This is a genomic window from Klebsiella sp. 10-1, from assembly GCF_009758445.1.
GTDB classification, from domain to species: domain Bacteria; phylum Pseudomonadota; class Gammaproteobacteria; order Enterobacterales; family Enterobacteriaceae; genus Klebsiella; species Klebsiella scottii.
The window spans coordinates 781,722-807,513 of sequence record NZ_WQRE01000001.1 but is presented as its reverse complement, the minus strand read 5'-3'; the positions used below and the strand labels follow the sequence as shown (position 1 = coordinate 807,513).

General features: G+C 55.4%; 22 protein-coding genes. 10 read left to right on the top strand and 12 right to left on the bottom strand.

From position 1 onward, the window contains the following. Positions 1-19: 19 nt before the first annotated feature. Entirely contained in the window at positions 20-2,284 is a 2,265-nt protein-coding gene (locus GO007_RS03770) for a ComEC family protein (RefSeq protein ID WP_095095678.1), read from the bottom strand. Between GO007_RS03770 and GO007_RS03765 the strand changes: the two genes are divergently transcribed. After that, positions 2,283-2,477, top strand: coding sequence for a hypothetical protein (locus GO007_RS03765; RefSeq protein ID WP_095095676.1), 195 nt, complete (start codon positions 2,283-2,285; stop codon positions 2,475-2,477). The two genes, GO007_RS03770 and GO007_RS03765, sit on opposite strands and share 2 nt — an antisense overlap. Positions 2,478-2,493: 16 nt before the next feature. Here GO007_RS03765 and ihfB read toward each other — a convergent pair whose 3' ends face one another. The 6 genes from ihfB to GO007_RS03735 form a co-directional block, all read right to left on the bottom strand. Then, the gene (ihfB, locus tag GO007_RS03760) at positions 2,494-2,781 is read right to left on the bottom strand and encodes an integration host factor subunit beta (RefSeq protein WP_004100704.1); all 288 of its coding nucleotides are present in this window, start codon (positions 2,779-2,781) and stop codon (positions 2,494-2,496) included. Positions 2,782-2,932: 151 nt separating this feature from the next. After that, positions 2,933-4,606 carry a 30S ribosomal protein S1 gene (rpsA, locus tag GO007_RS03755; RefSeq protein ID WP_004860074.1) on the bottom strand — a complete coding sequence of 558 codons (1,674 nt, stop codon included), beginning with the start codon at positions 4,604-4,606 and terminating at the stop codon, positions 2,933-2,935. 135 nt (positions 4,607-4,741) lie between these two features. After that, positions 4,742-5,425: a (d)CMP kinase gene (gene cmk / locus GO007_RS03750; protein WP_041144795.1), complete on the bottom strand. Its 684-nt coding sequence runs from the start codon at positions 5,423-5,425 to the stop codon at positions 4,742-4,744. Positions 5,426-5,618: 193 nt separating this feature from the next. Next, positions 5,619-6,902 carry a 3-phosphoshikimate 1-carboxyvinyltransferase gene (gene aroA, locus GO007_RS03745; RefSeq protein WP_095095673.1) on the bottom strand — a complete coding sequence of 428 codons (1,284 nt, stop codon included), beginning with the start codon at positions 6,900-6,902 and terminating at the stop codon, positions 5,619-5,621. A 72-nt stretch (positions 6,903-6,974) separates the two neighbouring features. Next, complete coding sequence (serC, locus tag GO007_RS03740; protein WP_095095668.1) at positions 6,975-8,063, bottom strand: 3-phosphoserine/phosphohydroxythreonine transaminase; 1,089 nt, start codon at positions 8,061-8,063, stop codon at positions 6,975-6,977. Between the two features lie 310 nt (positions 8,064-8,373). Beyond that, on the bottom strand, positions 8,374-9,066 hold the full coding sequence (locus GO007_RS03735) for a DUF421 domain-containing protein (RefSeq protein WP_095095665.1): 693 nt from the start codon (positions 9,064-9,066) through the stop codon (positions 8,374-8,376). 138 nt (positions 9,067-9,204) lie between these two features. On the opposite strand from GO007_RS03735, the gene ycaO reads away from it, so the two are divergent. The 4 genes from ycaO to pflA all read left to right on the top strand — a co-directional run bounded on the left by ycaO (position 9,205) and on the right by pflA (position 15,487). Continuing rightward, the gene (gene ycaO / locus GO007_RS03730; RefSeq protein WP_095095663.1) at positions 9,205-10,965 is read left to right on the top strand and encodes a 30S ribosomal protein S12 methylthiotransferase accessory factor YcaO; all 1,761 of its coding nucleotides are present in this window, start codon (positions 9,205-9,207) and stop codon (positions 10,963-10,965) included. Between the two features lie 384 nt (positions 10,966-11,349). Beyond that, on the top strand, positions 11,350-12,207 hold the full coding sequence (gene focA, locus GO007_RS03725) for a formate transporter FocA (RefSeq protein WP_095095660.1): 858 nt from the start codon (positions 11,350-11,352) through the stop codon (positions 12,205-12,207). A 51-nt stretch (positions 12,208-12,258) separates the two neighbouring features. Then, positions 12,259-14,541 (top strand): formate C-acetyltransferase, encoded by a 2,283-nt coding sequence (gene pflB, locus GO007_RS03720; RefSeq protein WP_095095657.1) that lies wholly within the window; start codon positions 12,259-12,261, stop codon positions 14,539-14,541. 205 nt (positions 14,542-14,746) lie between these two features. After that, positions 14,747-15,487, top strand: a complete 741-nt coding sequence (gene pflA, locus GO007_RS03715; RefSeq protein WP_041144788.1) for a pyruvate formate lyase 1-activating protein — start codon at positions 14,747-14,749, stop codon at positions 15,485-15,487. A gap of 88 nt (positions 15,488-15,575) precedes the next feature. On the opposite strand, the gene GO007_RS03710 is transcribed toward pflA, so the two are convergent. Further along, complete coding sequence (locus tag GO007_RS03710) at positions 15,576-16,424, bottom strand: MurR/RpiR family transcriptional regulator (RefSeq protein ID WP_095095654.1); 849 nt, start codon at positions 16,422-16,424, stop codon at positions 15,576-15,578. A 122-nt stretch (positions 16,425-16,546) separates the two neighbouring features. On the opposite strand from GO007_RS03710, the gene GO007_RS03705 reads away from it, so the two are divergent. The 5 genes from GO007_RS03705 to GO007_RS03685 are packed head-to-tail and all read left to right on the top strand — an operon-like array spanning position 16,547 to position 20,319. Then, entirely contained in the window at positions 16,547-16,822 is a 276-nt protein-coding gene (locus GO007_RS03705; RefSeq protein ID WP_095095651.1) for a PTS sugar transporter subunit IIB, read from the top strand. 17 nt (positions 16,823-16,839) lie between these two features. Further along, positions 16,840-18,105 (top strand): PTS ascorbate transporter subunit IIC, encoded by a 1,266-nt coding sequence (locus GO007_RS03700; protein WP_095095648.1) that lies wholly within the window; start codon positions 16,840-16,842, stop codon positions 18,103-18,105. Positions 18,106-18,117: 12 nt separating this feature from the next. Next, positions 18,118-18,915 (top strand): transketolase, encoded by a 798-nt coding sequence (locus tag GO007_RS03695; RefSeq protein WP_044352287.1) that lies wholly within the window; start codon positions 18,118-18,120, stop codon positions 18,913-18,915. Then, complete coding sequence (locus GO007_RS03690; protein ID WP_095095645.1) at positions 18,915-19,826, top strand: transketolase family protein; 912 nt, start codon at positions 18,915-18,917, stop codon at positions 19,824-19,826. Before GO007_RS03695 ends, GO007_RS03690 begins: the two co-directional genes overlap by 1 nt. A gap of 52 nt (positions 19,827-19,878) precedes the next feature. Continuing rightward, a complete protein-coding gene (locus GO007_RS03685) occupies positions 19,879-20,319 on the top strand; it encodes a PTS sugar transporter subunit IIA (protein WP_095095639.1) in 441 nt (146 codons plus the stop codon). 55 nt (positions 20,320-20,374) lie between these two features. Here the strand turns inward: GO007_RS03685 and GO007_RS03680 are convergent, their stop codons facing one another. The 4 genes from GO007_RS03680 to dmsA all read right to left on the bottom strand — a co-directional run bounded on the left by GO007_RS03680 (position 20,375) and on the right by dmsA (position 25,728). Then, positions 20,375-21,523: an MFS transporter gene (locus GO007_RS03680; RefSeq protein WP_095095636.1), complete on the bottom strand. Its 1,149-nt coding sequence runs from the start codon at positions 21,521-21,523 to the stop codon at positions 20,375-20,377. 273 nt (positions 21,524-21,796) lie between these two features. After that, on the bottom strand, positions 21,797-22,660 hold the full coding sequence (locus GO007_RS03675; protein WP_095095633.1) for a dimethyl sulfoxide reductase anchor subunit family protein: 864 nt from the start codon (positions 22,658-22,660) through the stop codon (positions 21,797-21,799). A gap of 1 nt (position 22,661) precedes the next feature. Next, positions 22,662-23,279 (bottom strand): DMSO/selenate family reductase complex B subunit, encoded by a 618-nt coding sequence (locus GO007_RS03670; protein WP_095095630.1) that lies wholly within the window; start codon positions 23,277-23,279, stop codon positions 22,662-22,664. Positions 23,280-23,289: 10 nt separating this feature from the next. Next, positions 23,290-25,728 (bottom strand): dimethylsulfoxide reductase subunit A, encoded by a 2,439-nt coding sequence (gene dmsA, locus GO007_RS03665; protein WP_095095627.1) that lies wholly within the window; start codon positions 25,726-25,728, stop codon positions 23,290-23,292. Positions 25,729-25,792: the final 64 nt, after the last annotated feature.

The following is a 25,792-nucleotide window of genomic DNA, read 5'->3' as shown; positions in this document are numbered from 1 at the left end:
GTTGAAATAGCCGCATATTCTACCCGTTATCCTCGGTCTCGCCAAACCACTGATGATACCAACGAGGTAAAAGTTGATCTCGTAAGCTAAGGATTTGCCAACCATCTGTGGAAAAAATAACCGTAATCTGCCCCTGATGGGGCGTATCGAACCAGCGGTAACCCTGCTGTCGGTAGCGCTGAACAACCTTATCCGAGGGCATATGCCACGCATTATAGCGGGATACCGAAGCCAGCGCCGCCTGTCCACCGGTGCGCTGCAGCAGCGCAATGGTCGAGGAGGTGTTGCTGCCATGATGTGGAACCTGGATAAGTGTAGACGCCAGATGCTGCCAGTAGCGGCTCAGCATTGCGCGCTCTGCCGCAGCTTCGATATCACCGGTGAGCAAAATACTGCGCTGGCCGTCATCAATGCGCACCACGCAGGAGCGATTATTGCCGGTCGTAGTCGCTCCCGGCAGCGGCCAAAGCGCGCGAAAGGTTAAGCCACGCCATCGCCAGCGCTCTCCTCTTCGGCATGCGCGATGCCCCTCCCACCCCAGAGGGCTGCGTATCCAGGCCGCGGGCCAGACTTTGTGTATCGAATTCAGGCCGCCGCGGTGGTCAAGATGCTCATGGCTCAAAATAAACCCTTCCACCCGTAGATGATGCCAGCGTAGCCAGGGGGTGATTATCAGCTGACCGCTGTCACCCTCGGGCCAGGCCGGACCGGTGTCATAGAGGATAGCCGCCCCCTGCCGTTCGATGACCATCGCCAGCCCCTGCCCGACGTCCAGCATCGTCACGCGCCACTCCTCCTTCGCCATCGGACGCCAGAAGGACCAGCTCAGCAGCATGATGCTGCTCAGGCACAGAGCCGGAAGCGAGCGCCAGGCGTGAAAGCGCCAGACCAGCAGCAGCAGCCAGGGCAGCGCGCTGACGCCGGTCCAGCGAGAATCCAGCGGCAGCCAGCCCTGCGGTAGCCAGCGTAAAAACCAGAACAGCGCGGCCAGCAGGCGATCTGCCGATAGCCATAACGCCATCTCCACCGCCGCAGGCCCGCAGAGATGCAGCAGCATCGCCGCCAGAATCAGCGGGACGATAGCAAAAGTGACCAGCGGCACGGCAACCAGGTTCGCCAGCCACGAGGTCAGGCTGATACCGTGAAAGATGACAATCTGCATCGGCAACAGCAGCAGCATCAGCCCGAACTGCAGGTGGCCTAACCCCAGGACATGGCGCAGCAGCCAGCTCCGCGATGTTGAGGGCCGCGGCACCAGCTGGTACCAAAAAATGAGCGTCGCCACGGCAAATACCGATAGCCACAGGCTGTCAGATAGAACGGCCAGCGGGTCGGTAAACAGAATGGCGCCAACGCAGCATGCCCATATCTGCCATGACGACCAGCGCCTGCCGGACAGCCGCAGCCCGCAGCCGGCGACGAGTGCGACGCAGGTTCGCAGCGCCGGCGGCTGCATGCCGGTCAGCCAGGCATAGAACAGCGCGCACGCCAGGCCGGTCAGCAGCGGCAGCTGCCAGACAATCCAGCGACATGGGAAAAAGAGCTGCACGCCGCGAGTAAGCAGCCCACCCAGCAGAGCGCCTAACGCAATATGCAAGCCGGAGATGGCCATCAGATGGGAGGTCCCGGTTTCCTGCATCAGGACCTTGATCTCCTTCGGCACCACCAGCCGCTCTCCCATCCCTAACCCTAATATCACCGACCGCCACGGCAGCGTATCGAGGGTGCGGGTTAACGAGTGCAGATAGACCGCGCGTCGGCTGCAGCGCAGGTCCAGGGCCTCAGCTGACGTGAAGCGCCCGGTCACGGGGCGATATTGCGCCAGGGCAAAACGCTGGCTATCAAAACCGCCATCATTAAGCTGGCCGTGTACCGGCCGAATATGGACGGTCATCATCCAGCGCTGACCTGCGCACGGCGGTTCGGGAAGCGTCTGACCATAAAGCGCGATCCCCGGCGCCGGGAATAGCCGACGCCCGTCCACCCGGATGATATTTCCCTGATGGGTTGTCCGCTCGTCCGTCGCCGTCAGCTCAATCTCTACCCGTCGGGGGCTGCCGGGCAAGGCGTGCGTCGGCCAGAGGACCTGATGAGCGCTCAGCGCGCCCCAGAGGAAAAAAAGCAGCGTCAGCGCCGCGAAGCGTAAGGGCCGCCAGCGGAATAGCGACGCGGCAAGCGCTGAGGCTATCAGCCACCAGACGGTAGCCAGCGCGGGCAGGCGCGCTAACAGCAGCAGCGGCAAGATTCCGACAATCGCACAACCAGCAAGCTGTGGTAAACGCATGCCAACCTCCCTGTTTCAGGAAAGTATCGCGTCGGGCTGGCAGGCCGTCAGCCAGAAATTTGGCGGCGTGGAGCCCGGCTTCCGGAGATATCAGGGCGTTGCAGTCAGGCAGACGGGCGTTTGCGAGGAGGGCTGGATTGCGGGCATAAAAAAAGCACCCTCAGGTGCTTTTTTTATCTTCGGAGTACGTTAACGCCGTTCAGCGAAACTTACTCTTCGTAAATATTGGCGCGGTCGCGTAATTCTTTCCCAGGCTTAAAGTGCGGAACGTACTTGCCTTCCAGTTCGACTTTATCGCCAGTTTTCGGGTTACGCCCGGTGCGAGGTGCTCGGTAGTGCAAAGAGAAGCTGCCGAAACCGCGGATTTCAATGCGCTCACCTTGAGCAAGCGTTGAGGCCATATGTTCCAGCATTTCTTTAACAGCATCTTCAACCGCTTTCGCAGGAATGTGAGATTGCTGGCTGGCAAGTCTTTCTATCAATTCTGACTTGGTCATTTTTCCTCCGGTTTCCTTCAAGGCCAAATTAGCTAACAGCTTTAAACAAGGGCGGCCGTAGCCGCCCTTTGTGCTTGATTACAGGACGAATCCTGCAATCTGTCAAGTAAACTCGTCGTAATTCAGGTTGTTGTAACCCGAAAGACTAAGATTACTCGCCTTTAGCTGCTTTGAAAGCTTCAGCCATTGCGTTGTTAGAGAAGTTTGCATCTTCCTGTTTGTTAACAGTTGCGATTGCATCTTTCTCATCAGCTTCGTCTTTCGCACGAACAGACAGGCTGATTGCGCGGTTTTTACGATCAACGCCGGTGAATTTAGCTTCAACGTCATCGCCAACGCTCAGAACCAGAGTCGCATCTTCAACGCGGTCACGGGATGCTTCAGAAGCACGCAGGTAACCTTCAACGCCGTCAGCCAGTTCTACGGTTGCGCCTTTAGCGTCAACTGCAGTGACTTTACCGTTTACGATTGCGCCTTTCTTGTTCAGTGCAACCCAGTTGTTGAACGGATCTTCTGCGAGCTGCTTAACGCCCAGAGAGATACGCTCACGTTCTGCGTCAACCTGCAGAACAACTGCTGCGATTTCGTCGCCTTTTTTGTATTCACGTACTGCTTCTTCGCCTGCAACGTTCCAGGAGATGTCAGACAGGTGAACCAGGCCATCGATGCCGCCGTCCAGGCCGATGAAGATACCGAAGTCAGTGATAGACTTGATTTTACCTTCAACACGGTCGCCCTTGTTGTGGGTTTCCGCGAACTGCTGCCATGGGTTGTTTTTGCACTGCTTCAGGCCCAGGGAGATACGACGACGTTCTTCGTCGATATCCAGAACCATAACTTCCACTACGTCGCCAACGTTAACAACTTTGGACGGGTGGATGTTTTTGTTGGTCCAATCCATTTCGGAAACGTGAACCAGGCCTTCAACGCCTTCTTCGATTTCAACGAAGCAGCCGTAGTCGGTCAGGTTGGTCACGCGACCGGTCAGTTTGGTACCTTCCGGATAACGTTTAGCGATAGCTACCCACGGATCTTCGCCCAGCTGTTTCAGGCCCAGAGATACACGGGTACGCTCGCGGTCGAACTTCAGCACTTTAACAGTGATTTCGTCGCCAACGTTTACGATTTCGCTCGGATGCTTAACGCGTTTCCACGCCATGTCGGTGATGTGCAGCAGGCCATCGACGCCGCCCAGATCAACGAATGCGCCGTAGTCAGTGAGGTTCTTAACGATACCTTTGACTTCCATGCCTTCCTGCAGGTTTTCCAGCAGCTGATCGCGTTCTGCGCTGTTCTCGGATTCGATAACGGCACGACGGGAAACAACAACGTTGTTACGCTTCTGGTCCAGCTTGATTACTTTGAACTCAAGCTCTTTGCCTTCCAGGTGCAGCGTGTCGCGAACCGGACGAACGTCAACCAGGGAACCCGGCAGGAACGCGCGAATACCATTCAGCTCAACAGTGAAGCCACCTTTAACTTTGCCGTTGATAACACCGACTACAGTTTCAGCTTCTTCGTAAGCTTTTTCCAGCGTGATCCAAGCTTCGTGACGTTTAGCTTTTTCACGGGACAGCAGGGTTTCACCGAAGCCGTCTTCTACTGCATCCAGAGCAACGTCAACTTCGTCACCGACCTGGATTTCCAGCTCGCCCTGGGCGTTTTTGAACTGCTCTGCCGGAATGGCAGACTCAGATTTCAGACCGGCGTCAACCAGTACGATATCTTTGTCGATAGCAACAACAACGCCACGAACGATGGAACCCGGACGGGTTTCGATTGTTTTTAAGGATTCTTCAAATAGTTGAGCAAAAGATTCAGTCATGTTTAATCTTCAGGTTTCATATTTAACGTCCACCTGGCTCCATGCCGGATGGGGTTGTTTAACATACCCGCTAACACTCCATTGCTGCGGGGGTACTGCTATAATTCGGAGGCCGCTGCGCTTTGCCGGTAACGGCTAAGCGACTGCCAATTTCTCGCGCGCATATTGTAGCGCTTTTTCAATTACTTGCTCAATGTTTAGTTCAGTAGAATCGAGAACTAAAGCATCAGCAGCCGGGACAAGCGGCGCCACGCTGCGATTACGATCGCGGTCGTCACGCTCTTTTATCTCGGATAAAAGGCGGTCAAAGTTAACACTAAAGCCCTTTTCCTGCAACTGCAGCATGCGCCGATGCGCACGTTCTTGCGCGGACGCATCAAGGAAAATTTTCACCGGCGCATCGGGGAATACCACGGTGCCCATATCCCGCCCGTCGGCAATCAGACCCGGCAGCTCGCGAAACGCCCGCTGACGGCGCAGCAAGGCTTCACGCACCCGGGGAAAAGCCGCGGCTTTCGAGGCGGTATTCGCCACTTCCTGCGTGCGGATCGCCGCGCTGACGTCCTCACCTTCCAGGATAACTTCGAGGCTGCCGTCGGTGGAAATAAAGCGCACGTCCAGATGCGCGGCCAGCGGCACCAGGGCTTCTTCAGATTCAACATCCACATGATGATGCAGCGCCGCCAGCGCCAGAACGCGATAGATAGCGCCGGAATCCAGCAAATGCCAGCCTAAAGCTTCCGCCATCGCCTTGCACAACGTTCCCTTACCCGCACCGCCAGGCCCATCAATGGTGATTACCGGAATAGCTGCCGTCATCTTTTTCTCCTTCAGCAAGGCGCATAGAATATAAACGCCGCGCATTATACGCATCTATACGACGGAAAGTGAGCATTGGATGCAAAATACGGACGACCGGAAATGAAATGCAGAATAATTGCGCAATTATAGCGGGCTGACGGAATATCAGCCCGGAGATGACAAAGCTTTACGTTTGCGCAACCGCAGGCGCTTACGCCAGGGTGCTAATCCGCGCCAGCTGCTCGAAGTAGTCAGGGAAGGTTTTCGCCGTGCACTTCGGATCGAGGATCGTCACCGGCGTGTCGGAAAGCGCCACCAGCGAGAAGCACATCGCCATGCGGTGATCGTTATAGGTGCCAATCTCAGCAAACTGCAGCTCCACCGGAGGCGTAATGCGGATGTAATCCTCGCCCTCCTCCACCTCAGCGCCGACTTTGCGCAGTTCGGTAGCCATCGCAAACAGACGATCGGTCTCTTTCACGCGCCAGTTATAAATATTGCGCAGCGTGGTGGTGCCCTTGGCAAACAGCGCCGCGGTGGCGATAGTCATTGCCGCATCCGGGATATGGTTCATATCCATATCGATCGCGTTCAGCTCACCGCGGGTACAGGCAATATAGTCATCGCCCCAGCTCACGATAGCGCCCATTTTTTCCAGCACGTCGGCAAAGCGGATATCGCCCTGCACGCTGTTACGGCCGATACCGGTCACTTTTACCGTACCGCCCTTAATGGCGCCCGCCGCGAGGAAGTAGGACGCGGAAGAGGCATCGCCCTCAACCAGGTAGTCGCCCGGGGAGAGATACTGCTGGTTGCCGCGGACGACAAAACGCTGATAGGACTGGTTTTCAACGTTAACGCCGAAGGTCTTCATCAGGTGCAGCGTAATATCAATATAGGGTTTGGAAACCAGATCGCCTTTAATGGTGATAACGGTATCCTGCGGCGCCAGCGGCGCAGCCATCAGCAGAGCAGTGAGGAACTGGCTGGAAACGCTGCCGTCAACCTCAACGCTGCCGCCGGCGAAGCCGCCGTTCAGGCGCAGAGGCGGGTAATTTTCCTGCTCCAGATACTCAATTTGCGCGCCTCCCTGACGTAACGCATCAACCAGATGACCAATCGGACGCTCTTTCATCCGCGGTTCGCCGGTCAGCACAATATCGTTGCTTCCCAGGCACAGGGCTGCCGCCAGCGGGCGCATTGCGGTCCCGGCATTGCCAAGAAACAGCTCCAGCGCGCTATTCGCCTGCAGCGGACCACCGTTGCCGGTCACTTCGCAGCGGGTGCGATCGGAGGACAGGGTGTAATGAACTCCCAGGGCGCTCAGGGCATTCAGCATGTGGCGTACATCGTCGCTGTCCAGCAGGTTGGTCAGCACCGTGGTGCCACGGGCTAATGCCGCCAGCAGCAAAGCGCGGTTAGAGACACTTTTAGACCCAGGCAGGTTCACGGTGCCATCCACGCGCGCGATGGGTTGTAACGTCAGGGATTCCATCAAACTCAACTCTCAAAAAAACGGAATAAAAACCCCGCAGACCGGCTGCGGGGATGAAAAGCACAACGATGATTAGCCGTGACGACGTTCAAAGTCCTGCATAAAGTCGGTCAGCGCCTTCACGCCAGCCAGCGGCATCGCATTGTAGATAGATGCGCGCATGCCGCCCACGACGCGGTGCCCCTTCAGTGAATGCAGGCCGGCGGCGAAGGACTCTTCGAGGAACAGCTTATCCAGCGCGCTGTCGGCCAGCTGGAACGGGACGTTCATGCGGGAGCGGTTGGCCGCCGCCACGTCGTTACGATAGAAGCTGCTGCCGTCGATCGCGCCGTAGAGCAGATCGGCTTTTTGCTGGTTGATTTTATCCATTGCCGCAACGCCGCCCTGCTCTTTCAGCCATTTGAAGACCAGGCCTGACAGGTACCACGCAAAGGTCGGCGGCGTGTTGAACATGGAATCATTGGCATCAAGCACGGAGTAATCGAGTATTGACGGGCAGGCGACGTTCGCTTTACCCAGCAGGTCTTCGCGAACGATTACCAGCGTCAGCCCCGCCGGACCAATGTTTTTCTGCGCGCCAGCGTAGATAACGCCAAAGCGGCTGACATCGATCGGCGCAGACAAAATAGTCGAGGAGAAATCAGCGGCGACAACGACGTCATCGCCGAAGTTCGGCGTTTCATCAATGGCGATGCCGTCGATGGTTTCATTCGGGCAATAGTGCAGGTAGGCCGCGCCCGGCGTCAGCTGCCATTCGCTCATCGGACGGACGGCCCGCAGGCCATCAACGCTCACTTTGGCGTCGATGGTATTTGGCGAACAGTATTTTTTCGCTTCTTTAATGGCGCTTGCTGCCCAGTAGCCAGCGTCAACGTAGTCAGCGGTGGTTTTATCACCGAGCAGGTTCAGCGGTACGCCGGCAAACTGGCCGCGACCGCCGCCATGGCAGAATAAAACTTTGTAGTTGGAGGGGATGTTGAGCAGATCGCGAAAATCCTGCTCCGCCGCCTCGGCCACCTGGATAAACTCTTTACCACGGTGACTGATCTCCATTACCGACGTTCCCAGACCCTGCCAGTCGCAAAGCTCCTGCTGAGCCAGTTTGAGAACTTCCGCCGGCAGCATTGCCGGGCCCGAACTAAAGTTATAGACCTGAGCCATTTCCCCTCACCACGTTGCTATGTTATTTGCTCGCGAACTGTCGCGTGCATAAGTTATTCCGGTATCTGACCCTGATACTTCGGGCTGCAGGCGGGCGACCAGTGGATTAATCCGCTGGGGCCTGCTGAAGTATGCGGGCGGATTGAATGAATGCAGCCAGCGCGCATGCAGCCTGAAGTATGACGGGTACATCGGTTTTATCATTCAGCGACACGCATCGCAATGCCTAAAACTTATGACCGGAAAAATATGATCGGCTTCACACAAAACAATTCACTACCCCTCCGGAACAAAACCGACAAAAAGGCTGTCAGGTGATGCGTTTAGCTCTGCTAACCCTCGCCCATTCTGGATTTTGACAGCGTCGACATAATTGCTTTTTACCGGCCTCAATCTCGATCACCTGACTACAGCGCACGCAGGCATATTCGCCGCGCTCAGGAATGGTCACAAAACGCTCATAGCAGCCGTCCGGCAGAATGCATAGCCCCGGCTTCACCTCTTCATCAGCGTAATAGTACATACTGATTTGACCGTTAGTTTCCATTATCGCCAGCCGCACCTGGCCGAGCTGCTCCACGCTGTAGAGACGAAGCTCCATAAAAAACTCGAACTCGGTCATGTTGGCGCTGCGGACTTTCTCCCACGCCAGCTCCCCTGCCTCTACGATAACCACCGGCTTTCCTTCCAGCAGGTTTTCCAGCCTCTCGCTTTTGGACATCAGCCACATCACCAGGCGGTACAGCAGCGCCAGGGTGACAAAAACGATAAATACCGGGATCAGCGGCACGTCATCATAAAAGGCGACGTCCCCGGCCGCAGAGCCTAGCGTCAAAATGATCAGCACTTCAAAGAGCGACATCTGGCGGACACCGCGCCGCCCGGTAATTTTAAGGAACAGGAAAACCAGCAGGAAGGTATAGAGGCTGCGCAGCGCGACTTCCCCTAAAAACTCCGGCGGAACTTTATCAAACGCCATGCGATGAAGATCGAACGCTTTCATTTTTTAATGCCTTAACAGTAGGTTACTGGCTGTAAGCATAGCCCAGGCTTTTATTTTCGCCGGGGCCTTCACGAAGATAGCGCCTGACACACAAACCCCGTATCATTGCGCGCTTTACGTACGAAAAAAGTGACCGCTATGACTCAAACGTTTATCCCCGGCAAAGACGCCGCCCTGGAAGATTCCATCGCTCGCTTCCAGCAGAAATTGCTCGACCTCGGATTTGATATTGAAGAGGCCTCGTGGCTGAATCCGGTACCGCACGTATGGTCAGTTCATATCCGCGATAAAGCCTGCTCGCTGTGCTTCACCAACGGTAAAGGCGCGACCAAAAAAGCGGCGCTGGCCTCTGCGCTGGGCGAGTACTTCGAACGTCTGTCGACCAACTATTTCTTCGCCGACTTCTGGTTAGGCGAAACCATCGCTAACGGGCCGTTTGTTCACTATCCAAACGAAAAATGGTTCCCGCTGACCGAAGATGACGAAGTGCCTCAGGGGCTGCTCGATCCTCGCCTGCGCGCCTTCTACGATCCTGACGATCAGCTGACCGCCAGCATGCTGGTCGATCTGCAGTCCGGCAATGACGATCGCGGCGTTTGTGGCCTGCCGTTCACCCGTCAGTCCGACGGTGAAACCGTCTATATTCCGATGAATATCATTGGCAACCTGTACGTTTCTAACGGGATGTCTGCGGGCAACACCGCTAACGAAGCGCGCGTTCAGGGCCTGTCGGAAGTCTTTGAGCGCCATATCAAGAACCGCATCATTGCGGAAAGCATCAGCCTGCCGGAAATCCCTGCCGAAGTGATGGCCCGCTATCCGGGCGTGGTGGAATCGATTAATAAGCTGGAAGCGGAAGGTTTCCCGATTTTTGCCTACGACGGCTCGCTGGGCGGCAAGTATCCGGTGATCTGCGTGGTGCTGTTTAACCCGGAAAACGGAACCTGCTTCGCCTCCTTCGGCGCGCATCCTGACTTCGGCGTCGCGCTGGAGCGCACCGTCACCGAACTGCTGCAGGGCCGTAGCCTGAAGGATCTCGACGTCTTCACGCCGCCAACCTTCGATGACGAAGAAGTTGCTGAGCACGCCAACCTTGAAACCCACTTTATCGACTCCAGCGGCCTGATCTCCTGGGATATGTTCAAACAGGATGCCGACTATCCGTTCGTCGACTGGAACTTCTCCGGCACTACGGAAGAAGAGTTCGCCACCCTGATGGCCATCTTTAAAGAAGAAGATAAAGAGGTCTACATCGCCGATTACGAGCACCTGAGCGTCTACGCATGCCGGATCATCGTCCCGGGCATGTCGGATATCTATCCGGCAGAAGATCTGTGGCTGGCGAACAACAGCATGGGCAGCCATCTGCGCGAAACGCTCCTCTCTCTGCCGGGCAGCGAATGGGAGAAAGAAGATTATCTGGCGCTGATTGAGCAGCTGGACGATGAAGGCAACGACGACTTCACCCGCGTCCGCGAACTGCTGGGTCTGGCAACGGGCAAAGACAACGGCTGGTATACGCTGCGTATTGGCGAACTGAAAGCGATGCTGGCGCTGGCTGGCGGCGATCTGGAGCAGGCGCTGATCTGGACGGAATGGACCATTGAGTTCAATGCGTCAATCTTCAGCGCAGAGCGCGCAAACTACTACCGCTGCCTGCAAACGCTGCTGCTGCTGAGCCAGGAAGAAGAACGCCAGCCGCTGCAGTATCTGAATGCCTTTGTCCGCATGTACGGCGCAGATGCGGTGGAAGCCGCCAGCGCTGCGCTAAGCGGTGAAGCGCCGTTCTACGGCCTGCAGGCGGTAGATAGCGATCTGCATGCGTTCCCGGCCCATCAGTCCTTACTGAAAGCCTACGAAAAGCTGCAGCGTGCTAAAGCGGCGTACTGGGCTGAATAGCCTTTAGCCCTACCGCAGAGTGCCCCATCACGGAGTCGTTTACGGCTCCGTTTTTTTATATTTGATTCACGGGGCCAATAACTTGTAGTTGCAAAGTTAATTTACAGTGAAAATTGATCGCACAGCACCTTGGAGATGTTAATTTTAATAAAAATACCCCATTTTAATTAACCGATGCTTTAGCCCAAAAATGAAAAAAATCAACATAATTTGTAAATTTTAAACTTTATTTTCCCATTAAAAAACAAATGGTTATCATCAATTACCCCAAAAACCATACGCTAAACGGGCTTATAGTTCCGGTGGGATATGATCTACATCAATTTCCCTTCTATAATGCTTTGTTAGTATCTCACCGCCAACTTATATAAAGAGAGAGTTAGTGTGAAAGCTGACAACCCTTTTGATCTTTTACTCCCCGCAGCGATGGCGAAAGTCGCCGAAGAAGCGGGTGTCTATAAAGCGACAAAGCACCCGATGAAGACCTTTTATCTGGCGATTACCGCTGGTGTCTTTATCTCCATTGCTTTTGTCTTCTACATCACCGCGACGACCGGTACTGCCGCGATGCCTTTCGGTATTGCCAAGCTTATCGGGGGGATCTGCTTTTCACTCGGCCTGATTCTGTGCGTCATCTGCGGTGCCGACCTGTTTACCTCCACCGTACTGATCGTTGTGGCGAAAGCCAGCGGACGGATTACCTGGGGTCAACTGGCAATAAACTGGCTCAACGTCTATGTTGGTAACCTGATAGGCGCACTGCTGTTCGTGCTGCTGATGTGGCTGTCGGGTGAATATATGGCCGCTAACGGCGGTTGGGGGCTCAACGTCCTGCAAACCGCTGACCACAAAATGCATCATACATTTATTGAAGCCGTCAGCCTGGGTATCCTGGCGAACCTGATGGTCTGCCTCGCGGTGTGGATGAGCTACTCCGGCCGCAGCCTGATGGACAAAGCAATGATTATGGTTCTCCCCGTAGCCATGTTTGTTGCCAGCGGCTTCGAGCACAGTATCGCTAACATGTTTATGATCCCGATGGGTATCGTAATCCGCGACTTTGCAAGCCCGGAATTCTGGACCGCCGTTGGTTCAACTCCGGAAAGTTTCTCTCACCTGACCATCATGAACTTCATCACTGATAACCTGATTCCGGTAACTATCGGGAACATTATTGGCGGTGGTCTGCTGGTTGGGCTGACATACTGGGTCATTTACCTGCGTGGCGACGACCATCACTAAGGGTTGTTTCAGGCAGTAAATAAAAAATCCACTTAAGAAGGTAGGTGTTACATGTCCGAGCTTAATGAAAAGTTAGCCACAGCCTGGGAAGGTTTTGCGAAAGGTGACTGGCAGAACGAAGTCAACGTCCGTGACTTTATCCAGAAAAACTATACCCCGTACGAAGGTGACGAGTCCTTCCTGGCTGGCGCCACTGACGCGACCACCAAGCTGTGGGACAACGTAATGGAAGGTGTTAAACAGGAAAACCGCACTCACGCGCCTGTTGATTTTGACACTTCCCTTGCATCCACCATCACTTCTCACGACGCAGGCTACATCGAGAAAGCGCTCGAGAAAATCGTTGGTCTGCAGACTGAAGCTCCGCTGAAACGTGCGATCATCCCGTTCGGCGGCATTAAAATGGTTGAAGGTTCTTGCAAAGCGTACGATCGCGAGCTGGACCCGATGCTGAAAAAAATCTTCACCGAGTACCGTAAAACTCACAACCAGGGCGTTTTTGATGTTTACACCAAAGACATCCTGAACTGTCGTAAATCTGGCGTGCTGACCGGTCTGCCGGATGCCTACGGCCGCGGCCGTATCATCGGTGACTACCGTCGCGTTGCGCTGTACGGTATCGACTTCCTGATGAAAGACAAATACGCTCAGTTCCTGTCTCTGCAAGAAAGACTGGAAAACGGCGAAGATCTGGAAGCGACCATCCGTCTGCGCGAAGAGATCTCCGAGCAGTATCGTGCGCTGGGTCAGATCAAAGAAATGGCAGCAAAATACGGCTGCGATATCTCCGCTCCGGCAAAAACTGCGCAAGAAGCTATCCAGTGGACCTACTTCGGTTACCTGGCTGCCGTTAAATCTCAGAACGGCGCGGCAATGTCCTTCGGTCGTACCTCCAGCTTCCTGGATATCTTCATCGAACGTGACCTGAAAGCCGGTAAAATCACCGAGCAGGACGCTCAGGAAATGATTGACCACCTGGTCATGAAACTGCGTATGGTTCGTTTCCTGCGTACTCCTGAATATGATGAACTGTTCTCCGGTGACCCGATTTGGGCAACTGAATCAATCGGCGGTATGGGCGTTGATGGCCGTACTCTGGTTACCAAAAACAGCTTCCGCTTCCTGAACACCCTGTACACCATGGGGCCGTCTCCGGAGCCGAACATCACTATTCTGTGGTCTGAAAAACTGCCGCTGAGCTTCAAAAAATACGCGGCTAAAGTCTCCATCGATACCTCTTCTCTGCAGTATGAGAATGACGATCTGATGCGTCCGGACTTCAACAACGATGACTACGCTATCGCTTGCTGCGTAAGCCCGATGGTTGTTGGTAAGCAAATGCAGTTCTTCGGTGCTCGTGCTAACCTCGCGAAAACCATGCTGTACGCTATCAACGGCGGCGTTGATGAAAAACTGAAAATGCAGGTTGGTCCTAAGTCTGCACCGATCAAAGGCGACGTTCTGAACTTTGATGAAGTTATGGAACGCATGGATCACTTCATGGACTGGCTGGCTAAACAGTACGTCACCGCGCTGAACATCATCCACTACATGCACGACAAGTACAGCTACGAAGCATCTCTGATGGCGCTGCACGACCGTGATGTTGTTCGTACTATGGCATGCGGTATCGCCGGCCTGTCCGTTGCGGCTGACTCCCTGTCTGCTATCAAATATGCGAAAGTTAAACCGATTCGTGACGAAGACGGTCTGGCTATCGACTTCGAAATCGAAGGCGAATACCCGCAGTTTGGTAACAACGACTCTCGCGTAGATGACATGGCGGTCGATCTGGTTGAACGTTTCATGAAGAAAATTCAGAAACTGCACACCTACCGCAACGCTATCCCGACTCAGTCCGTTCTGACCATCACCTCGAACGTTGTGTACGGTAAGAAAACCGGTAACACCCCTGACGGTCGTCGCGCTGGCGCTCCGTTCGGACCAGGTGCTAACCCGATGCACGGCCGTGACCAGAAAGGTGCCGTTGCCTCTCTGACCTCCGTTGCAAAACTGCCGTTTGCTTACGCTAAAGATGGTATCTCTTACACCTTCTCTATCGTTCCTAACGCTCTGGGTAAAGACGACGAAGTTCGTAAGACTAACCTGGCCGGCCTGATGGATGGTTACTTCCACCACGAAGCTTCTATCGAAGGCGGTCAGCACCTGAACGTCAACGTCATGAACCGTGAAATGCTGCTCGACGCGATGGAAAACCCGGAAAAATATCCGCAGCTGACCATCCGCGTATCCGGCTACGCAGTACGTTTTAACTCCCTGACTAAAGAACAGCAGCAGGACGTTATCACTCGTACCTTCACTCAGACCATGTAATGGGTTTTGACTGAAATCGCGATATAAAAAGCGTACAATAAAGGCTCCACGCAAGTGGGGCCTTTTTAACAATACCTCCCTGTCCCCCAGTCTCTTTTGTCCGCTATCTATACTGAATGGATAACTGCCAAAACAGACTTAACACAGCCGGTTTGAGCTGTGCATCACAGGTCCCGGACGGACCGAATCTGGAGATACCACCGCAATGTCAACTATTGGTCGCATTCACTCCTTTGAATCCTGTGGCACCGTCGATGGCCCTGGGATCCGCTTCATCACCTTCTTCCAGGGCTGCCTGATGCGCTGCCTGTATTGCCATAACCGCGATACCTGGGATACCCACGGCGGCACGGAAGTGACCGTCGAAAGCCTGATGAAAGAGGTCGTTACCTACCGTCATTTTATGAACGCTTCCGGCGGCGGCGTGACCGCGTCCGGCGGTGAGGCTATCCTGCAGGCTGAATTCGTACGCGACTGGTTCCGCGCCTGCCGCAAGGAAGGCATTCATACCTGCCTCGATACCAACGGCTTTGTTCGACGCTACGATCCGGTGATTGACGAGCTGCTTGAAGTGACCGATCTGGTGATGCTTGACCTTAAGCAGATGAATGATGAAATCCACCAAAATCTGGTCGGCGTCTCTAACCACCGAACGCTGGAGTTTGCCCGCTATTTGTCACAGAAGAATATCAACGTCTGGATCCGCTATGTGGTGGTGCCCGGCTGGTCAGATGATGATGATTCCGCACACCGCCTCGGCGAGTTTACCCGCGATATGGGCAACGTCGAAAAAATCGAGCTGCTGCCGTATCACGAGCTAGGCAAGCATAAATGGGTGGCGATGGGCGAAGAGTACAAGCTTGATGGCGTGCATCCGCCGAAGAAAGAGACCATGGAGCGCGTAAAAGGCATCCTCGAGCAGTATGGCCATAAGGTCATGTACTAAGCCGACGGGCGGCGTGCCCGGCTAAGCAGAATTTTCCCCGGATAGCGGCGCAGAACGTCTTATCCGGGCGGAAAACGCTTCGGCAAGCTTACGACATAAAGTATTGCGACAGCTTATTAGCCACGCTTTCAATCGAGAAAATGCGTTTCTGATGCGCCTTACGATACTCCACATAGCGCTCATCCTGCTCCTCCAGCGCGCGAAGCATCCGATCGGCAACCATCATTGCTCCCGCAATTTCGGCAAATCCTGATTCACCTTCCCCCTGTAAAGCCACCGCAGCCTGCAGGTTCCAGTCCGATAAACGGGCCAGTGGCGTAAACGTGCCGCGCGTAAGCGACAATATTTTCACCCCCTGCTGCTTTGCCAGCGTCAAAGCCTGCATCATATCCGCCGAGGCCTGTTCGGTATGAACGACGATAATTCCCGTCTTTTGCCGATCGGTTGATATCGGGATCGCCGCCGGATAAGAGCGATCGACGAAGCTGGCAACTTTGCCCATGTTGATTAAATTCATTTGCAGAAACAGGGCAACGGGCACCGCCGTACCCACCGCATAAATGGCAATGTTATTCAGCGCATTCAGCCAAACAGCTGCGCTTTGCAGCTCCTGAGCATCGATAATGGTATTGCTATCGCGAATGCTCGCCAGCACCGGCGCAATATCGTCGTCATCGCCGGCTTCCGAGCGGGCAGCCCCCTGCTCAACCGCCAGCGCCGTTCTGAAATCTGAGAAACCTTTAAATCCAAACGCCCGACAAAAACGGGTGATGCTGCCCTCGCTGGTATCAACAGAGTCGGCCAGTTCTGAAATCGTATGCCGCATCACAAAATCAGGATTTTCCGCAATAAAACGGCCCACTTTCTCCAGTATCGGGCTGAGTTCTGAAGACCCATTTCGTATGTTTATCAACAAATTATTGTCTATCTGGCTCATTTTTTGCCTTTCTTGCTCAAAATGCAAACACAGTCACATCTTTCGTTTCGCGCTAAAGATAATAATTATTATCTCACACAAACAAATAAAAATAATTATTTTTACAAACAGGAGAACATCTCATGAAAGGTCTCATCGTCTGTCGCACCGGTATGGGCAGTTCCTTAATGCTCAAAATAAAAGCACAAAAAATCATCGATAAACACGGCTGGGATATCGAACTGGAACACGACGTTCTCTCAGGTTTACGAACCTGGCGAGATATTGATTTCGTGATCACGATGCGCGATCTCACCGATGAAGTCGAAGCTGCCGGGTTTAAAGCTATCGGTATCACCGACCTGATGAACAGTGAAGAAATGGAATCAGCGCTTATCCGCGTAATCCAGCACAACTAACCTCTCCCGGAGGCAATATGGATTTCCTCAGATTTATTGTATTCGACATTCTGGGCGTCACCCCACTTTTAGTTGGTTTTATCGCATTAATTGGCTTATTGATCCAACGAAAGCCCATTGAAAAAGTGCTCTCCGGGACTTTCAAAACCATTGTCGGCTTTCTGGTTTTTGCCGGCGGGGCCGGGCTGGCCGTGACCTCTCTTGGCAATTTTCAGACATTATTCAGCGATGGCTTTGGTCTGAAAGGCGTTATGCCGCTGGCGGAAGCGCTGACCGGACTGGCGCAAACTAAATTCGCGATGTGCGTCTCGCTCATTATGGTGATTGGTTTTGGCTGGAACCTGTTCTTTGCCCGCGTGACTCCTTTCAAATACATCTTTCTCACCGGACAGCATAATCTCTATCTCTCGGCCCTGCTGACCGTCACCTTGAAAGCGCTCGGCTATAGCGACATGACCACCATTATTGTCGGTTCAATCCTGCTGGGGCTGGCCGCCTGTCTGTACCCGGCAATTGCCCAGCCGTGGATGAGAAAAATCACCGGTAATGATGAAATTGCGATGGGGCACTACGTGACGCTGGCCTACGCGGCATCCGGATGGATCGGTTCAAAGGTGGGCGATCCTAAGCAGTCGACCGAAAAGCTGAACCTGCCCGGCTGGCTGGGGATCTTTAAAGATTACATCGTCTCCGTATCAATCTCGGTCAGTATTTTCTATTACATTGCGGCGCTCGCCGCCGGGAAAGAGGCGGTCACGGCGGCGGCTGGCGGAATGCACTGGCTGGTTTACCCTCTGTTCCAGTCGCTCACTTTCACCGCGTCTCTGTACATCATCATTACCGGGGTACGCCTGCTGTTGTCTGAAATTGTCCCGGCCTTCCTCGGCATTTCGGAGAAATTCATTCCCAACGCCAAACCCGCCCTCGATTGCCCGGTAGTTTTCCCGTATGCGCCAACCGCCACGGTACTGGGATTTATCTCTTCATTTGTTGGCGGGCTGGTGGTGATGGGCTTTCTCGCGATCCTCGGGCAAACCGTCATTATTCCGGTGGCTATCCCCTACTTCTTTATCGGCGCCACCGCAGCGGTATTTGGTAATGCCTCCGGCGGCTGGAAAGGGGCCATCGCCGGCAGCTTCGTCACCGGGATCCTTATCGGCATTGGCCCTGCGTTGATCTACCCCATCATGGAGTCCGTCGGCCTGTCGGGAACCAGCTTCCCGGAAACCGACTTTGTCGCCCTGGGCCTGGTTGTGTACTACATCGGCAAAATGCTGCCATAAGAAGGAAACAACATGAACATTGATGAACTGAAGTCCCATGCGCTCGCCGCTCGCCGCGATATCGTCACGATGATTTATGAGTCCGGCATTGGCCACCCGGGCGGTGCCTTATCGATAATCGATATTCTCACCTGGATCTATTATCAGGAGGTTGACCTAGCGGCCTCGCCCCGCGCACGCGTCGTCATGAGCAAAGGGCATGCCGTTGCCGCGCAGTACGCCATGCTTTACCAAAAAGGGAAAATCGATCGCAGCGAGTTCAATACCTTCCGCCAGATCAATTCGCGCCTGCAGGGACACCCCAGCATAAAATCGCTCCCGGATGTCGACGCGACGACCGGTTTGCTCGGCCAGGGGCTATCCGTCGCCTTCGGTATGGCGGCCGCTAAAAAGCGGCGCGACGAGCCTCATCGGGTATTTGCCATCATCGGCGATGGCGAAATGCACGAAGGGCAAATCTGGGAAACCCTACAGCAGGCCGGGCATATGAAAATGGATAATCTGGTCGCGATTATCGATTACAACGGCTTCTCTTCCCACGATCCGGTCAATGAGGTGGTTAATCTCGAGCCGCTGGCGGATAAGATCCGCAGCTTCGGCTGGCACGTGCTGGAGCTGCATAACGGTAATGATATGCACCAGGTGGCCGACACCCTGATGCTCTCCCGCCATCTGAAAGGCAAGCCCGTAGCCATCGTTGCCCATACCACCAAGGGATCCGGCGTCAGCTATATGGAAAATAACGGCGACTGGCACTCAAAAACCCCGACCAACGAACAATACCAGCAGGCAATGGAGGAGTTACAGTGATGAAAGCACCGCGTGATGAGATCGGTAATGCACTGATTGCCCTGAAAGAAAAAGGCTACCCCATCGTCGCTATCGATAGTGACTTAGCCAGTTCAACCCGCACCGACCAGTTTCAGGCGCGCTACCCGGAGGCCTTCTTCGAAATGGGGATTGCGGAAGGTTCAGCGATGAGTTTTGCCGTGGGTCAGGCGCTTGAGGGCGATATCCCCTTCTATGTCAATTTTGCAATGTTTGTGACGGGGACGGCATGGACCCAGCTGCGACAGGCCTGCTACGCCAAAGCCAACGTCAAGCTGGTGGGTAGCCATCCGGGAATGGATGACGGACCGGACGGCGCCTCGCACCACGCGCTGGAGGATCTTGCCCTGACCCGTGTGCTGCCGGGCCTGACGATCCTGACGCCGGCAGATGCCGAAGAAATAGCCGACGCCTTTGAGCAGGCGGCAAAAATCAAAGGCCCGGTTTATATCCGCGTGGCGCGTGAACCGATGCCGGTGCGCGATAAAAGCGTGATACCCCGGGTCACCGATATCGCGGCTATCGCCAGCAGCGGCAACGAGTTCGCCATTCTCTTTGAGGGCACGGTGCTGGAACAGGCCAGCGAAGGCTATGAAAAGCTGGTTGCCAGCGGCAAGAAAGGCAAGCTCATCCACGTGGCGACGCTCAAACCGTTTAACCAGCAGGAATTTTATGCGCTGGTCGAAGACTGCCCGCTGATCGCCACGCTGGAGAATCACACGGTAAACGGCGGCCTTGGCGGTCAGGTAGCCGAAGCGATGGCCCAGGCGGCCCATCCGGCGCGCCTGACGCGCCTGGGAACGCAGGATACCTTCACCGAGTCGGGCAACAGCCGGCAGCTCAAGGCAAAATACGGCATCTCCGGCGAGGCGCTGTATAACGCGCTTCGCTGACCGTCGCACGAGCCGGTCGCCCAGTGACCGGCTCGCTATTTGAGGAGCCGACATGGATGCGAAATTATTTGCCGCTTGTCAGTACACCGGGAGTGGTCTGGACTGGCGCGGCGCCATTAAGCTGGCCTGCCGCCCGCTGGCGCAGCAGGGGAAAATCAGCGCCGGCTATGCGGATGCCATCATCAGCGCCACCGAGGAAAATGGCCCCTGGTACATACTCACTCCGGAATTTGCGCTCCCGCACGCCCGCCCGGATGAAGGGGTTCTGAGCCCGCACAGCGTGCTCTCACTGGTTTGCTGCGCCGAAGCCGTGGCGTTTCCCGATCATCCCGATGTGCGGCTGATTATCGTCCTGGCCGCGGCCGATAGCGAACAACATATTCAGACGATCCAGCGATTAGTCTGCTGGCTGGATGAGGAGGATCGACTGCGTCAGCTCACCAGGGTGGAGCATCAGAACCAGCTTGATGCGCTCGTCGCTGGCTGCAAATAATAAAAGGGGACAAAGTCCCCTTTTATTATCACCGTAGCGAAGGCCCGAAGAAAAATTACGCGTGAGCCACCGGCGTAGGGTGGTGCCCCGCTTTACGCAGCAGCGTCAGCAGGTAAATAAACGACACGCTGGCAATCATAATAAACAGCAAATTATCGGAGAAATTCTGCATCAGCATCGCAGTAAGAGTCGGCCCAAGCAGGCTGCCGATGGTGTAGCTCATCAATAGCGCCTGGTTCATCGCCACCAGCTGATGGCGCTCAACTTTTTCGCATGCCCACGCCATCGCCACCGGATACAGCGTAAAGCCCGAGGCGCCAAGGATAAACAGAGCAGGAGCCATCGCGGCCTGGCTCAGCATTGCCAGACAGCCAAGAATAACGATAAAGACCTGAACGCGCAGCACCAGCAGACGCCCATAGCGATCCGCCAGCCGCCCCACCGGCCACTGCCCGAGGATCCCGGCGCTCACCATCACCGCCATCCAGAAACCAATCCCGGCGTCGCTCACCCCTTGATGATTCAGCCACAGCGGCATAAGCCCGTACAGCGAGCCGAGGACGATCCCGGAAATAATGCAGCCGTTAACGCCGTGGCGAGCCTGGCGAAGCTTGAGCATCGGCCAGATGCGGGCCGGCTCGTGCGGCTCATCCGTCTGATTGACCACGCGCGTAAACAGCAGAGGAAGGATTGCGGCCAGCGCCAGCCCGGTCACCCAGGGCAGAACGCTCATCAGATCCGTCGGCAGCTTGCTCACCATCAGCTGGCCCAGCACGGTACCGACATAGTAAACCATCATGTACGCCGCCAGCAGGCGACCGCGGCTGCGGGTGGTCCCGCTGCAAACCAGCGCGCTTTCCACCACCACCCAAATCATTGCGCAGCCTACGCCGGCGATAAAACGCCAGCTAAACCAGGTCCAGAAGCCAATGGTGACGCCAAGTCCAACGCAGCCGACGGCAAAAATCAGCGAGGCAAGATAGTAGCTACGGTTAAATCCCAGATGTTTAATGACCCATCCGGCCATCAGGGTTCCGACCAAGTTACCGGTGAAATAGGATGAGCCAACCATCCCGACCTGCCAGGTAGGCATGTTTTCATGGGCGAGCCAAAGCGGGACGAGGGTATTTAAAACCGCTATCGCCAGCGTCAACAAAAGCAGGCCGCAGAGCAACATTTGCACCGGCCGGGTGTAGATGGACATGGATATAAACCGTGAGGAAGTTCAGATTTCGTGCGCATCATGCCACCGCTAAAAACATTGTCAATCCACCTGAAATCAGGCAGGACGCGGTTTCTCGGGCAACGATTGAAGTTTTTTATCCATCGGCGAGGCGGCAGAATTATTCTTTATATTATTCCATTGTTTTTATTAATTTATTGGAATTAACAGGCGGGAATATCAGTTGAAATATTTCATGAAGAGAGCGCATTTTTTATCGCGCCAGAACCGCCAGGTTCCGGCGCGAATAGCGGCTTAGCTGGCGATAGCCATGCCAACCGTCATATGCAGACCGTAGAAGACCCCGCGGCCCACCATCTCGCCCACCAGCACCAGCGCAAATGCCAGGCCTAGCAGCGGTACCGCCGGCTGATACCCTCTAAGCATTGGCGCAACCCAGCACGCCAAAGCCAGCGCCAGCGCCGCTACGCGCCAGGCCATCAGCGAGCCGTAGGCTGGCACCAGCGCAGACGCCTGCTGGATGGAGCTATGGATAGTCGACAGCTCGCTACCCTGCATCAGCGCCACAACGACGCTAGCCACCAGGGCCACCAGCGTTATGGCGGGCAGCAGGCGCATCGCCCAACCTTCCACGCCGGCCACGCGCAGCAGCAGATAGCCCAGCAGCGGCCCGCCGATAAACAGCGTCAGGAAGAAGCTCAGCGGCGTCCAGACGCTATACCAGGTCGGCACCGTATCAATGGTGTTGTACACCCGCACCATCATCCAGACGAAGATGACGCCCAATACCATCGTGACGATCAGCCACAGGCTGCGCAGCCCGACCGGCAGCTTCTTAACCGCCGCCAGCAGCCAGCCAATACCGCCAACGGCGAAGAAGAGAGCTCCGCTGGCGATTTCATTACTCAGCGACGATGCGCCTACGCGGTTCAGCGAATTGAAGGCCCGCATCGGCGATCCCAGGTGCAGCGTCGAGGCGATAAAGCCAATCCCCATCAGCACCCAGAGGCCAAACATGCTAAGCACCACGCGCTGCTGCTGCTCACGCGACAGGCTGCCCTTCATTAGAGCCAGCGCCAGGACGATGAAACCGCCCACCACGCACTGACCAAAGACCGTGAAGATCATCAGCGGCCATTCATGCCATCCACTTCCCATCTCACACCTCCTTCGGGTTGGCCAGATAGCCGGTTGTATCGCCACACGGGCGACTGTTGGCGTTCGGTTTAATGACAATACTGGGTTGCGTAAAATGCGCCGACGGCAACGGCGCAACGGCGGCCAGCTTGCCGTGCTTCTGCCGCAGCTCTTCGATTGGGCCAAAGTCCAGCGCCCGCAGCGGGCAGGACTCGACGCAGATCGGTTTTTTACCTTCGGCGACGCGCTCGTGGCAGCCGTCGCACTTGGTCATATGCCCTTTCGCCGCGTTGTACTGCGGCGCGCCGTATGGACAGGCCATATGGCAATAGCGGCAGCCGATACAGACGTCTTCATCCACCACCACAAAGCCATCGTCACGCTTATGCATTGCTCCGCTCGGACACACCTTGGTACAGGCCGGGTCCTCGCAGTGGTTACAGGCGATAGAGAGGTAGTAGGCAAACACGTTCTGCTGCCAGACGCCGTTATCCTCCTGCCAGTCGCCGCCCGCATATTCATAAATGCGACGGAAGCTGACGTCCGGCGTCAGGTTCTTATAGTCTTTACAAGCCAGTTCGCAGGTTTTACAACCGGTGCAACGGGCGGAATCGATAAAAAATCCATATTGAGTTGTCATCGGTTATTCCTTACAGCTTTTCAACCTGGACGAGGTTGGTATGCGACGGGTTTCCTTTCGCCAGGGGCGACGGGCGTTGGGTGGTGAGCACGTTAATACTCCCCGCCTGATCCACGCGGCCTGCGTCCGGGTTATACCAGGCGCCCTCACCCAGCGCGACGACGCCAGGCATCATACGCGGCGTAACTTTGGCTTCGATATGCACTTCACCGCGGGCGTTGAAAATACGAATTCGCTCGCCGTTGGTGATACCTCGCGCCTTCGCATCAAGCGGGTTAATCCACATCTCCTGGCGACAGGCGGCCTTCAGCACATCGACGTTGCCGTAGGTCGAGTGAACGCGGGATTTATAGTGGAAGCCGGTCAGCTGCAGCGGGAATTTCTCGATCAGCGGATCGTTATAGTTTTCAAAGCCTGGGGTATAAATTGGCAGCGGATCGATCACGTCTCCTTCCGGTAGCTCCCAGATGGCGGCAATTTTTGCCAGCTCCTGCGAATAGATCTCGATTTTTCCCGACGGCGTGGTCAAGGGATTCGCCTGCGGATTTTCACGGAACGCTTTATAGGCAACGTGGTGTCCTTCCGGATCGCGCTGCTTATAGATCCCCTGCTTACGGAAGGTATCAAAGTCCGGGAGGTCGGGGATCGCTTGACGGGAAAGCTCATGCAGATAGCGCATCCAGCCTTCCTGGCTACGGCCTTCGGTAAACCGTTGCTCCACGCCCATGCGTTTTGCCAGCGCCGTCGTCATGTCATAAATCGTTTTGCATTCGAAGCGCGGCTTAATCACCTCATCGGTGAAGATAACGTACGACATGTTGCCGCAGGAGGCGTCCAGCGCGAAGTCCATCTGCTCGGAGGCGGTGCAGTCCGGCAGCAGGATATCGGCGTATTTCGCCGATGAGGTCATATGGCAATCGATCACCACGATCATCTCGCATTTCTTGTCGTCCTGCAGAATTTCATGGGTGCGGTTAATATCAGAGTGCTGGTTAATCAGGCAGTTGCCTGCATAGTTCCAGATCATCTTGATCGGTACATCGAGCTTGTCTTTGCCGCGGACCCCGTCGCGTAGCGCCGTCATCTCCGGGCCGCGCTCAATCGCGTCGGTCCACATAAACATGGAGATGCTGGTCTCAACCGGATTATCCAGCGTCGGCATACGCTCAAACGGCAGATCGTATGAGCCCTCGCGCGCGCCGCTGTTGCCGCCGTTAATGCCGACGTTGCCGGTCAGAATCGACAGCATCGAGATCGCCCGGGTCGCAATTTCACCGTTAGCGTGGCGCTGCGGTCCCCAGCCCTGGCTAATACAGGCAGGCTTCGCGCTGGCAATCTCACGCGCCAGCTTCACAATGCGATCGACCGGAATCCCGGTGATGGTTGACGCCCATGTCGGCGTTTTGGCGATACCGTCGCTGCCCTGGCCCAGGATCCAGGCCTTGTAGTGGCCGTTTGCCGGCGCATCGGCAGGGAGCGTTTTTTCATCGTAGCCAACGCAGTATTTATCGAGGAACGGGGTATCGACCAGGTTTTCCGTAATCATCACCCAGGCCAGCGCGGAGACCAGCGCCGCATCGGTACCCGGACGGATCGGGATCCACTCGTCTTCACGACCGGCTCCGGTATCCGTGTAGCGGGGATCGACAATGATCATCCGCGCATTGGATTTTTGTCGCGCCTGCTCCAGATAGTAGGTCACCCCGCCGCCGCTCATCCGCGTTTCGCCCGGGTTATTACCAAACAGAACGACCAGCTGGCTGTTTTCAATATCAGACGGGCTGTTGCCGTCGGCCCAGCCGCCGTAGGTGTAATTCAGCCCTGCGGCGATTTGTGCGGAGGAGTAGTCGCCGTAGTGATTAAGATAACCGCCGCAGCAGTTCATCAGGCGGGCAATGAGCGTTTTTCCCGGCGGCCAGGAGCGGGTCATGGTTCCACCCAGGGTCCCGGTCCCGTAGTTCAGGTAGATAGACTCGTTGCCATAGTCCTTGATCAGGCGCTGCATATTGCCGGCAATGGTATCGAACGCCTCTTCCCAGCTGATGCGTTCAAATTTACCCTCACCGCGTTTACCCACGCGCTTCATCGGGTACTTCAGGCGATCGGGATTGTAGACGCGACGACGCATCGAACGTCCGCGCAGGCAAGCGCGCACCTGGTGCAGACCGTCGTAGTTATCATCGCCGGTATTATCTGTTTCAACGTATTTAATTTCGCCATCAACAACATGCATGCGCAGCGGGCAGCGGCTACCGCAGTTAACGGTACAGGCGCTCCAGGTTACCGTTTCGCTTACCGGTGACAGGGTATCTGCGGCATGGGCAATGCGCGTGAAGGGTAAGGTAAATGCGCTACTGGCCACTGCCAGACCGCCAATCGCCGTGGTTTTCATTAAACCACGCCGGCTTACTTCGGCAGCCAGTAAAGCATCGGGGGCTTTAGTTTTCATGGGTACTCGCTTTGATTGCTCACAATTTACTGACAATCGCTATATAGTTTTATATATAACGCAA